10 protein-coding genes are annotated in these 12,050 nt (G+C 65.4%); 1 reads left to right on the forward strand and 9 read right to left on the reverse strand.

Translation table 11 applies throughout. The features are described 5' to 3' along the window. Nucleotides 1-2 precede the first annotated feature (2 nt). The 8 genes from QW861_RS02840 to QW861_RS02875 form a co-directional block, all read right to left on the reverse strand. On the reverse strand, nt 3-713 hold the full coding sequence (locus QW861_RS02840; RefSeq protein ID WP_316184784.1) for an SDR family oxidoreductase: 711 nt from the start codon (nt 711-713) through the stop codon (nt 3-5). Further along, entirely contained in the window at nt 710-1,699 is a 990-nt protein-coding gene (locus QW861_RS02845; RefSeq protein WP_316192676.1) for an NAD(P)-dependent oxidoreductase, read from the reverse strand. The genes QW861_RS02840 and QW861_RS02845 overlap by 4 nt, the downstream gene beginning before the upstream one ends. Before the next feature lie 10 nt (nt 1,700-1,709). Next, nucleotides 1,710-2,132, reverse strand: coding sequence for a cupin domain-containing protein (locus QW861_RS02850; RefSeq protein ID WP_316186892.1), 423 nt, complete (start codon nt 2,130-2,132; stop codon nt 1,710-1,712). A gap of 70 nt (nt 2,133-2,202) precedes the next feature. Next, a complete protein-coding gene (locus tag QW861_RS02855) occupies nt 2,203-4,782 on the reverse strand; it encodes a branched-chain amino acid ABC transporter ATP-binding protein/permease (RefSeq protein ID WP_316192677.1) in 2,580 nt (859 codons plus the stop codon). After that, complete coding sequence (locus QW861_RS02860; protein WP_315739227.1) at nt 4,779-5,648, reverse strand: branched-chain amino acid ABC transporter permease; 870 nt, start codon at nt 5,646-5,648, stop codon at nt 4,779-4,781. Before QW861_RS02860 ends, QW861_RS02855 begins: the two co-directional genes overlap by 4 nt. A 46-nt stretch (nt 5,649-5,694) precedes the next feature. After that, the gene (locus tag QW861_RS02865; protein ID WP_316170357.1) at nt 5,695-6,933 is read right to left on the reverse strand and encodes an ABC transporter substrate-binding protein; all 1,239 of its coding nucleotides are present in this window, start codon (nt 6,931-6,933) and stop codon (nt 5,695-5,697) included. 42 nt (nt 6,934-6,975) lie between these two features. Further along, nucleotides 6,976-8,766: a thiamine pyrophosphate-binding protein gene (locus QW861_RS02870; protein WP_315749818.1), complete on the reverse strand. Its 1,791-nt coding sequence runs from the start codon at nt 8,764-8,766 to the stop codon at nt 6,976-6,978. 30 nt (nt 8,767-8,796) lie between these two features. After that, nucleotides 8,797-10,251: an aldehyde dehydrogenase family protein gene (locus tag QW861_RS02875; protein ID WP_316192678.1), complete on the reverse strand. Its 1,455-nt coding sequence runs from the start codon at nt 10,249-10,251 to the stop codon at nt 8,797-8,799. A 156-nt stretch (nt 10,252-10,407) separates the two neighbouring features. Between QW861_RS02875 and QW861_RS02880 the strand changes: the two genes are divergently transcribed. Further along, on the forward strand, nt 10,408-11,379 hold the full coding sequence (locus QW861_RS02880) for a LysR substrate-binding domain-containing protein (RefSeq protein ID WP_315718515.1): 972 nt from the start codon (nt 10,408-10,410) through the stop codon (nt 11,377-11,379). A 66-nt stretch (nt 11,380-11,445) separates the two neighbouring features. Here QW861_RS02880 and QW861_RS02885 read toward each other — a convergent pair whose 3' ends face one another. Next, nucleotides 11,446-11,979, reverse strand: a complete 534-nt coding sequence (locus QW861_RS02885; protein WP_316192679.1) for a GlcG/HbpS family heme-binding protein — start codon at nt 11,977-11,979, stop codon at nt 11,446-11,448. Nucleotides 11,980-12,050 lie beyond the last annotated feature (71 nt).

The following is a 12,050-nucleotide window of genomic DNA, read 5'->3' on the forward strand; positions in this document are numbered from 1 at the left end:
GCTCACACCATGCCGCCATTGGGCTGCACGATCTGTCCCTGGATCCAGGAGGCCTCGCCGGAGGCCAGGAAGCGCACCACCTCCGCAATTTCGCCCGGCTTGCCGATGCGATTGAACGGGCTCAACGCCGCCATGCGCTGCTTGGCCTCCTCGGTCTTGCCGGCATTGAAAAGTTCGGTGTCGACGGGACCGGGCGCCACCGCATTGACGCGAACACCGCGCGCCGAGAGCTCCTTCGCCATCGACCGCACCAGGCTTTCGACCGCTGCCTTGGTCGCCGCATAGGGCCCGGTGCCCGGCACCGCGTGACGGACCAGCGACGTCGTGATCGCGACGATGGCGCCGGCGTCGCGCACACGCCGCGCTGCCTCCGCCAGCACGTTGAAGGCACCCACGACGTTGACCTCCATCAGCAGCCGGAAGTCCTCCGGCTTGAAGCTCGCCAGCGGACCTGCCGGCACGTTGATGCCGGCGTTGGCAATGACGGCCTGCGGCGCACCACCGAAATCGGCGGCCACTTGCGCGAAGACCTGCGCGACCGACGCGGCATCGCGAATGTCGACCTTGTATTGCCGGCCGGGCCCTCCGTCCGACGGGCTGGCGGCGTAGGTCGAGGCCACCTGCCAGCCGGCGACGGCAAACGCCTGGGCGCAGGCGGCGCCGATGCCGCGGGAGCCGCCGAAGATGAGAACGATCGGAGAAGAGGTGGTCATTTTCGATTCCCTGATGCAGATGGTGTCTTCGCCATCGCGGCCCGCGTCGCTTCGATCGTCGCCTCGATGCCTTTTTGCAGATCGTAGCGCGGCTGGTAGCCGAGCTCCGCCTTGGCGCGGCCGATGTCGAGCGCGCCCTTGACGGCGCTCAGCACGCGGCCGCCATGATGATAGGGACCGGTGTCCCCGACCGTGATCCTCGCACCGGGAATGGCGCGATTGACGGCGTCGGCCGTGTCGCGCAGCGTCGGAGCCACTCCGGTCGCGACGTTGTAGGCGTCGAAGCTGTGATGCGGCTTGTCGAGCGCGAGCAGCACGCCGGCCACGGTATCGTCGATATAGACCTGATCGACCGCGAGATTGCCGCCGTCCTCTTGATGAAATGGCTCGCCGCGCAACGCGGCCTCGATGAAGGTGCGGGGCATGCGCAGGCGCGGCAGATGCGGTCCGTACACCCAGCAGGTCCGCACATTGATGCATTCGAGCCCGTGATCGCGCGAATAGACGCGACCATAGTGCTCGGCTGCGAGCTTGGTCACACCGTAGACGCTGGCCGGCTTCTGCGGGTGATCCTCGTCGATGATGGCCGACTGGAAGTCGCCATAGGTCTCCTCGGTCGAGATCTGCACGACGCGCCGGACGCCGGAGAGCCGCATCGCCTCGAACAGGTTGATCGCGCCCTCGACATTGACCCGCAGCGCCTTCAGCGGGATATCCGCGGCCTGAACCACGCCGACCACCGCGGCGGCGTGGATGACGGCGTCGGGACGAAATGTCTGGAACGCCCGCAGCACTTCATGCCATTCGCCGAGATCGATCGCAGCGTTGACGAGTAGCTGTTGTTGCGAGGCGAGTGCGGCCATGGCCGGCGAGACCACCAGGTCGATGGCGACGACGCGATCGCCGCGGGCGAGCAGCGCCTGTACGATCGCCGAGCCGAGCCAGCCGCAGGCGCCGGTAACCAGGATGGACTTGGTCGTGGTCATGCCCGGCCCCTCACCGCGGCGCCGGCTCTTCGTCGGTCGGCGGGCTGGTGATCACCAGGAACACCAGCGGGTCGTTGCCGGTGCAGTGGAATTCGTGCAGCACGCCCGGCGGAATGTAGGTGACGTCATTGGCACGGACCAGCCGGCGCTCGCCGTCGAGGATCAGGATGCCCTCGCCCGACAGCACGTGATAGATCTGCTCCTGCACCTTGTGAGAATGGCTCTCGACATGCGCGCCGGGCTCGTAGGACGAGATGCGATGGTCGAAGAAGCGGCTGCCGGTGGTGTCCGGCGTCACGATCGCCTTCGACAGCGCCTGGTTATAGTGGCCCGGATACTGGGTCCAGAAAATCTCGGCGAGATTGCGCGTCACCGCCTTCTTCTCTGTCGCCGCATTCGCGTAGGCGTTCGGTCCGGGAACGACGATGGTCATGTCTCATCTCCTCAGGAAGGTTCAGATTGGGCCGGCCAGCCGGTGCCGATGGTCACGAACTCGCAGCTGCTCATGACCCGTTTGCCGCCCGTTGCACTGCATCAGCGGTCTGAGTGATGCCAAGCAAACGCCCTTGCAGTTCGTGATCGGCCGCGAGCGCGGCAGCATCGCCGACATGGGCCACGCGCCCATTCACCAGCACATAGGCGCGGTCCGCCATCGCCAGCACGCTCTCGGCATGATGCTCCACGATGACGAGGCTCGCGCGCGACCTCAATTTGGACACGGCGTCGCGGACCTCCTGCACCACAGCGGGCGCCAAGCCCTCGAACGGCTCGTCGAGCAGAATCAACCGGCTCGGCACCATCAACGCGCGCGCGATCGCCACCATCTGCCGCTCGCCGCCGGAGAGATTTTCGGCACGCGCCTTGTGCAGGATGCGGAGCTTCGGGAACAGATCGAACACGTCGTCGAGCGACGCGCCGCCGGCGCGGCTCGCGAGCTTGAGATTCTCCTGCACGGTCAGATTCGGAAACAGCCGGCGTCCTTCCGGTACCAGCGAGATGCCAAGACGGTTGATCTCGTCCGGCCGTAACCGGTTGAGCTGCCTGCCGTCGAACGTGATGCGACCGCCGCTCGCCGGCACCGTGCCTGTGATGGCCCGCAGCGCGGTGGTCTTGCCGACGCCCTTGCGCCCTAGCAGCGCCACCACTTCGCCAGGCCGCACGGCCAGGTCGAGCCCGTCGAGCACGGTGCCACCGCCGTAGCCGGCGCGCACGCCCTCGAGCCTGAGCAGCGGCTCGGCGGCGGCGCTGCCGGGAAGCGGCGTCACATTGGTCGCCCGCGACGGAGCCGCCGCGACCTGGCCATGGGCCGTGCCGAGATAGGCCGTGACGACTTCGGGATGGGCAGCCACTTCCACCGGCTTGCCGTCGGCGATCAGCCGCCCCTGATGCAACACCGTGATGCGGTCGGACATGGCCAGCACACGGTCGATGTCGTGCTCGATCAACAGCACGGCATGGGACTTCGCCAGTCGCATGATCAGCTCGCCTACGATCTTGCGGTCCGACTCCGCCAGACCAGCCAGCGGCTCGTCGAGCAGAAGGAGCTTGGCATCGATCGCGAGCGACACCGCGATCTCGAGCAGCCGCTTCTCACCATGCGCCAGCGCGGAGCAAAGCTCGGCGGCGCGATCGGCGAGGCCTACGGCATCGAGCAGCGACCACACCTTCGCGTTTGCAGCCGCATCGTCATAGGCATCGCGCCAAAGACCTGTCCATTGCCGGTTGGCAGCCTGGACCGCGATACGCACGTTCTCGAATGCGGTGAGGTTGGGAAACACGCTCAGGATCTGGAACGAGCGGGCGATGCCGAGCCGCGCGCGCTTGTACGGTGACAGCTGATCGATGGGCATGCCCTCGAACAGGATGGTGCCGGCGTTGGCCCGGAGCACACCGGTCAGCAGATTGAACAACGTGGTCTTGCCGGCGCCGTTGGGGCCGATCAGGCTGTGCAGTCCGGTGCGGCTCATCTCGAAGGACACGTCGTTCTGGGTCACGATCGAGCCGAAATGCTTGGACAGGTTGCGGATCGCGAGAATTGGCACCTCTGAGGCCGTCGCCGCAGCCTGACGTGCACGATCCGGCGCATAGGGAACGATGTCGCGCGGCCGCGGTGGAATGACATTGCGCGTCAGGGTCCAGCGGCTGCGGCCGGCGATACGCTGGAAGATGCCGTGAATGCCCTCATCTGACAGCAGCGCGAAGGCGATGATGATGGGGGCGAAGACCAGCCACCAATTCTCCGTGATGGCGCTGAGCCGGTCCTCCAAGACGATGAAGACGATGGCGCCCCACAACGGCCCCAGGAAGTGATGCACGCCGCCGAGCGCCGCCATCAGCACCGGATCACCGGCATGCTCCCAGTTCAGGTTGTTGGCGTAGACGCCCTGCAGCAGCAGCGCCATCAAACCGCCGGCGACGCCGATGCCGCCGCCGGCAATGACGAGCGCAATCAGCTTGGTGCGGTAGGTGTCGAAACCCAGGCTTGCGACCCGCTGCTCATTGTCGCGCAACGCCTGCATCAGCCGGCCGAACGGCGCATGCGCCAGCCGCCACAGCATCCACAATGATCCGATCACCACGACGAGCGTGAAGCCGTGGAAGGCAAGCGCGGAGCGAAACAGCGGACGCGCGACGTTCTGCAGGCCGTTCTCGCCTCCGGTCACCGAGGTCCATTTGAACGCAATCTCGAACGCGATCTGGGAGCACGCCAGCGTCAGCAGCGAGAAGTAGAGTCCGCGCCGGCGCAGGATGATGGCGCCGACGATCAGCGCCAGCAGCAGCGAAAATGCCAGCGCGATCGCCAGGCCGGTGATTTCGTTGGCGGCCGGCATGAAGCCCAGGCCGATTGCCAGCGCATAGCTCGCGCAGCCGAAGAAGAAGGACGCGCCGAACGGCACCAGGCCGAGATAGCCGATCAGGAAGTTCACCTCCGCGCCGTAGAGCGTGTAGATCGCGATCTGGGTCACGCGATGGATCGGCATGCCCACAGCGAGCGCGATGCCGGAGGCGAGCGCCAGTATCGCGGCCGCCACGAGCACCGGGTGACTTGCGAGCCGCTGCAGCACGGACTTGGCCGTCGTCATTCGAAACGCTCCCAGCGCTCGCCGAATAGCCCGCGCGGCCGCAGCAGCATGATCGCGAACATCAAGGCATACATCGATGCCGCAGCCGCCTCTGGCCAGAACTGAATGGTCAGCGAGGTGACGATTCCAACCGCGAGTCCGGCGACCACTGCGCCCCGAAAGGAGCCGAGGCCGCCGATGGCCACGATCACGAACGCTGGCATCACCGCATTGGCAGCCATTGACGGCGACACCGTCCACAGCGGCGCGGCCAGCACGCCGGCGATCGCCGCCAGCATGCAGCCGAGCCCGAACACCGCAGTGAGCACCCGCGGCAGATTGATGCCGAGCAATTCCACCATCTCCGGGTCCCGGCTGCCGGCACGCAGGATCCGGCCATAGGGTGTGAACGCCAGGAAGCCCCATAGGCCGAGCAAGGTCGCCGTGGTCGCGCCGAGCACGGCCACGCGATATTTGGTGATCAGGAGAGGACCAACTTCAACGATCCCTGCAAAGGCCGGCGGGGGATTGAATGGCTTGCCGTCGGCGCCCCAGGCGTAGCGGATCACCGCTTCGATCAGCAGCGCCAGCGCAAAGGTCACGATCAGGCTGAGCAACGGCTCCTTGCCGTAGAGGCGGCGGATGATCGTCACCTCCACAGCCATGCCGATCAGCCCGACCACCGGCGGCGCCAGGATCACGGCGCTCCATCCGAACAGCTGGAACAGCTGCCAGGCCACGTAGGCCCCCAGCGCGAAGAAGGCGCCATGCGCGAAGTTGATGACGCCGAGCAGGCCGAAGGTAATCGACAGACCTACGGCGATCAGCACGTAGATGAAGCCGAGCACGAGTCCATTGGCCGCCTGGGAGACGAGAGTGTCGAGCATCGTTCGAGCCTGTCAGTACGCTGCGGGAACAAGGGTCGCCGCCGCCTCAGAGCGAGGGCATGCTGCAGCCGATATCCTCCTTGGTACCGAACGCCTTCGCCGTCTCCTCGGCGGTCGCCGAGGTGTTCTTCAGGACGTCGAAATAGTCGAACTTGTCGGTGATCTGCTTCTTGATCTGGACGATGACGGCCGGGCGGACCAACTGGTGATCCCAGTCGCGGAAGAAGAACGGAAACTCGCCTTCGGTGTTCTTCCACTGCTCGAGATGCGCCACGAGCTGAGCGGCCTCGGTCGACTTCGCCGCCTCGATCGATTCCAACAGCGCCCGCATGCCGATCCAGCCCGACCACGTCTTGTCCGATGGCGGCTGATTGTACTTCTTCTTGAAATCCTCGATCAGCTTCTGCTCGGCGGCGGTATTCTTCGGATTGTTGTAGTACCACGGCTTGATGTAGATGCCGGTCGAAGCCTGCGGCCCGACGTCCCAGAAGTCGGTGTCCGTGACGGCGACCGCCGCATAGGGGATCTTGTCCTTCATCCCCATCTCGTTCCACTGCTTCAGGAAGTTGGAGAAGTCGCCGCCCACCAGGCCGCCGACGATCACGTCCGGCTTGGCCTGGCGGATCTTGAGGATGTAGGAGCTGTAGTCCGCGGTGTTGATCGGCACCTCGTCGACCCCGACCTCGGTGGCGCCGACCTGCTTCAGCATCGCGCGCGAGGCGCGCAGGATGTCCTGGCCGAAGGCATATGACGCCGTGATGAAATAGACCTTCTTGCCGATGCTGGAGACGTAGGGCATCAGGCCGGCCATCTGAACCGGCACGGTCGCCTGGGTGCGGAACGTGTACTTGCTGCAGCTCTTGCCGGTGATCTCGCTGGCCGCGGCGCCGGTCAGGATCAGCGGCACCTTCTCGCGATTGGCAACGCTCATCATGGCGAGCGCCGAGGACGAGTAGTTGCCGCCGACCACGGCGACCACCTTGCTCTCGTCGACAAGCCGCTGCATGTTCTGCTGCGACACCTGGGGATTGGGCTCGTCGAGCCAGACCAGCTCGATCGGGCGGCCCAGCACCTTGCCGCCGGCCTGCTCGACCGCAAGCGCGCTGCCGCGTTGCAGGTACTCACCGATCGAGGCGCCCGGCCCCTGCTTGGCATAGATCATGCCGATGCGGACGGGCCCATCGGACTGGGCTCGCGCGGGACCGCCGACGCCGAGCACGGATGCGGCAGCCACGCCGGCCGACGCGCGCATGAAAGATCGCCGGTTCAGATCACGCTTCAACATGGTGCTCCTCCCTCTCAATGTTGTTATCTTTGTTTTGTATCGTCAGTCGCGTTTGTAAGGCTTGCCGAACACCGGCTCCTTGAATGGGATCGGCGGCAGCTCCCAGGTGCCCGTCGATGGCGGCCGCACCTCGGCGTCGACATGCAGATCGATCACGCAGGGGCGGCGGTTCTTGATCGCGGTCTCGACTGCACCGCGCAGGTCGGCGCTGCGGGTCACCGTCACGCCGTCAGCGCCGCAGGCGCGCGCCCAGGCGGCAAAGTCGGGGTTGTAGCGATCTCCGCCGGGCCCCTGATTGCCGCGATAGAACGCGGTGCCGAGCTCGCGGCCCTCGAACAGGCCATACTGCAAATCGCGGATCGCGCTCCAGGCGAAGTTGTTCCAGACGATCCAGACGCACGGCAGGTCATATTCGACGGCCGTGGCGACGACGTAGGGCGCCATCATGAAGCCGCCGTCGCCGACGACGGCGACGCAGGGACGGTCGGGCGCGGCCAGCTGCGCGCCGAGCACGCCGCAGACGCCGAACCCCATCGACGAAAAGCCCCAGCTGTTCAGCATGCTCTGTGGCCGCTTCGGGTGCCAGAACTGCATGAACCAGTTGTGATGCACGCCGGAGTCGAGCGACAGGATGACGTCGTCCGGCAGCACGTCCTGCAGGGCTCCGACGACATATTCCGGCCGGATCGGCGTGGTGTCGGCGCTGAAGTGCGGCCGCACGAACGCCTCCCACTCCGCCTTCCAGGTCCCGATCTGGTCGCGCCACGCCGCGAAATTTTCGCGGCGGATCGCGGGGCGGCGCTCCAGCGCCGCGAGCAGTTGCGCGGCGAAGGTCTTGGCGTCGGCGATGATGCCGAGCGTCGGCGGATAGTTGCGGCCGAGCTCCGCCGGATCGATGTCGACCTGCAACAGCTTCGTCGACGGAAAATTCCACGAGTAGCCCTGGTGCCAGCTCGACGACGAGCGATCGTCGAAACGGGTACCGATGCAGAGCACGAGATCGGCGTGACGGCCGGCCTGGTTGGCGGGATAAGCGCCGTTGCGGCCAATGAAGCCGAGCGTCAGTGGATCATCCGCCGGCACGCAGCCCATGCCATTGGGCGAGGTGATGACTGGAATGCCGTAGCGGCTCTGCAGCGCGCCGATCTCGGGACCGGCCTCCGAGAGAGTCGTGCCCTGCCCGATGAAGAACACCGGCCGCCTGGCGGCTTCGATCAGATCGAGCGCCTTGGTGACGTCGGCCTCGCTCGCACTCGGCCGGTGACTGCCGTGAACATGCGACAGCGCCGGCAGCTCGACGTCGGCCTCCTCCTGAAAAACATTGTACGGAATATCGAGATTGACCGGACCGGGACGTCCCGTGACCATGGTGTCGAAGGCTTGGCGCAGCGCCAGCGGCAGCATGTCGACGCGACTGGGCTGGAAGGAACGCTTCACCACCGGGCGCAGCACCTGGGCGAAATCGGCCTGGTTGTGCGCGTATAGTTCCTGAAACGGCGCGCGGTTGGCCTGCGACGTGGGCACGTTGGCGGTGATCGCAAGGAAGCTCGAGGAGTCCGACAACGCAGTTGCGAGCGACATCACCATGTTGGCCGAGCCCGGCCCGGTCGAGGTCAGCGTCGCGACCGGACTGTGCTTGACGCGGAAATAGGCGTCGGCCATGTGGCCGGCGCACTGCTCGTGACGGGGCGAGACCAGCTTGACGCGGTCACGCACCTGATAGAGCGCATCAAGAATGCCGACATTGCCGTGTCCGCAGATGCCGATCACGAAAGGCACCTTCTGCTTGACGAGATATTCGGCGATGACTTCGCCGCCCTTCATCTTGGTCATGGTCAGATCCTTGTCAGGTGACAGTCCGCGTCATGCGAGGATCGTCACGATACGCTCTTCGCTCATTTCGCGGATGGCGTAATGCGGCCCTTCGCGGCCGAAACCGGAATCCTTGGAGCCACCATATGGCATGAGGTCCACACGGGAGCTCGGCGTCTCGTTGATGTGAACGCCACCGACCTGCAATTGCCGCGCGGCCTGAAGAGCCTCGTCCAGGCGCTTGGTGAAAATGCCCGTGGCCAGCCCGTAGGGTGTATCGTTGACGCGCGCGATGGCCTCGTCCAGCACATCGAAGGGCGCGACGCACATCACAGGCCCGAACACTTCCTGGCAGCCGAGCGGGGTCGCCTTGTCGACATTCGTGAGCAGCGTGGGAGGAACCACGGCGCCCACCCGCGCGCCGCCGACCAGACGCCGCGCGCCGCTCTGCTCGGCCAGCGCGATCCAGGACTCGATGCGCTGGGCGGCGGCCTCGCTGACGACCGGCCCAACAACGGTGTCGTCCTCGCCGGGGTCTCCGTAGGGCAGCCCGGCAACGAGCTCTGAAAGTCTCTGCTCCACCTGCCCGATCAGCGAACGCTGCACCAGCAGCACCTGGATCGATGTGCAGACCTGGCCGGCCTTGCGGAAGCCGGCGTTGACGACCTTCGGCAACGCAATATCGAGATCGGCGTCCTCGCAGATCACGCAGTGCGAGATCGAGCCGAGCTCCATCTGCGTGCGGCGCAGTCCCGCCTTGCTTTGGATGATGCGGCCGATGTCCGTGCTGCCGGTGAACGCGAAGAATTTCACTGCCGCCTCGGCCATCAACCAGTCGGCGACCTCACCATCGCCATGCAGCACCGACATCAGGCCCGATGGCAGACCTGCCGCGATCAGGCACTCCGCCATGATGCAGGACGTCATCGGCGTATGCAGCGATGGTTTCAGCACCACGGCGTTACCAGCCGCCAGTGCAGGCGCAACCTTGTGCGCCACCGTATTGAGCGGAGCATTGAACGGCGTAATCGCGGCCACGACGCCGAGCGGCACGCGGATGGTGAAGCCGATGCGGCCCTTCTGGCCTGCGGCCCCTTCCATCGGCACCATCTCGCCGGCCAGCCGCCGCGCCTCTTCGGCGGAGAGCCGAAACGTCGTCGCACAACGCTGGACTTCGCCCATTGCATCGCGGCGTGGAAAGCCCGCCTCCTGGCGCAGCACCTCCACCAGCTCCGACGCACGCGTCTCAAGCTCGACCGCAGCGCGATCGAGGATGAGGCCGCGATCATAGGGCGTCAGTACATTGGCTTCGAACGCCCGCTCCGCGGCGACAATGCAGCTGCGGACCTGCTCGCGCGACGGCAGATGCGCGGACATGGCGGGCTGCAGGCGATATTTGTCGAGCACGGCGACGGTGTGCGGACCATTCACCCATTCCCCGGCGATCAAGAGGCGGCACGATGGCAGACCGGCCGACGCCTGTCCCTGAACCGCAGCGTCCGCCATCGTCTGGTTCCTCCCAAAGGGTCTTCACACCTGTTACCCTCGTCCTTAGAGAGAAATTGACATTAGCAAAAATACTGTTTTGGATTAGTTGCCATAAGCTGAGCATATAGCCCGGCGGCAAGGTCTCGTTCTTCCCAAGCAGTGCGGTTCCCGCTCATGGATTTGCGTCAGTTGCGCTATTTCGCCCAGATCGTCGAGAGCGGCAGCCTGTCGAAGGCGTCGCGCTGCCTGTTCGTTGCGCAGCCCGCACTGAGCCAGCAGATCGCAAAGCTCGAGGAGGAAGTGGGCAGGCCCTTGCTGCAGCGCTCCTCGCGCGGCGTGATCCCGACCGAGAACGGCCTTGCGCTCTACCATCACGCCCGGTTCATGCTGCGGCAGCTCGACCATGCGCTGTCGATTGCCCGCCAGGATTCGGCAGAGGTCAGCGGCATGGTATCGGTCGGCTTGCCCGCGACGACCGTGCTCGCGATCGGGCTGCCGCTCACCAAGTGCATCCGCGCCAAATATCCCGGCATCCTGCTCAACGTCGTCGAGGGAATGAGCGGCCACATCGCCCACATGATGCGGCTTGGCCAGCTCGACCTGGCCATCCTGTTCAACAACGACGTGTCATCCAAGCTCGACGCGATTCCGCTGCTCGACGAGGAATTGTTCGTGCTTCTCCCTGCCGACAGCCCGCTGGTGCCGCGCCACCGTTGCAGCATCACAGTTGCAGAAGTTGCAGAGCTGCCCCTGATCCTGCCGACGGGAACTCATGGCCTGCGCCGGCGTGTAGCTGCGGAGTTCGAGCGGCGCAACATCACGCCGAATGTGGTCGCCGAGATCGACTCGCTCTCGCTGGTGATGAGCTGCGTCGGTGAGGGCATCGGGGTCACCATCAAGCCGATGTCGGCGCTGCAGGCAGGAGGACGAAGCAGCGAGGACTGGCGCGCCCTGCCGATCTCGGACGCCCGGATCACGCGACGCAACTATGTCTATTCGATCAAGCCGGACCTGCTGGCGCCTGCAGCCCTCGCCGTCGCCAAGGAGCTCCAGGATACTGCGCGAACGCTCGTCACATCCGGACAATGGCGCGGCGTCAGCTTGGTCGACGACTCCATGTCTTCCGCCATCCCGCCGGCGGCCTAGCGCACGCGCCGACCGTCTGACCGGCGGTCGCGACTGCATCACGCCCCGCCTCCGGCCCGGTCTCGTCTACTTCAGCGCCGCTTGCCCGGCGAGGGATACGACGTTGTCCTGGGCGCCCGACCCACCACTCACACCGACGGCACCGATGATCTTGCCATCCACGACCAGCAGATTTCCGCCTCGCGATGCGATCATGTCATCGAGCGTGGCGAGATAGGCGAAATACGCACCTTTGCCCAGCAACGTCTCGAACACCAGCGTGGGGCGTCGATAACGTGCCGACGTGCGCGCCTTGTGCTGAGACAGGCCGATCGACGCATATTGGCAATTGTCCTGCTTTTCGAAATAGACCAGATCGCCGCTCGGATTGACCACGGCGATGCAGAATGCGTTCCAGTTGCGCTTCGTCGTCTCGGCAACGGCCGCAGCAGCCACCTTCTTGGCCATCTCCAGGCTGATCGGCTCGCCATAAGGAGGCGGCGTCAGTGCATCCGCGACCGCGTCGTTGGGATTGTCGGTGTTCGATGTCTGGGCGAGGCTGTTCGATAAGTGCAGAGCTGCGACGCATGCGACGACGCTCAAAATGGTCCGATAGTGCATGTCTTCCTCCCGACCCTGTTGCCTTCTCCGTGCTCTCGTCGGCCAGCGTGGGCGCCTTGTTTCGCTCGACG

It is taken from the genome of Bradyrhizobium sp. SZCCHNRI1029, from assembly GCF_032487555.1.
In the GTDB taxonomy this organism is placed as follows: domain Bacteria; phylum Pseudomonadota; class Alphaproteobacteria; order Rhizobiales; family Xanthobacteraceae; genus Bradyrhizobium.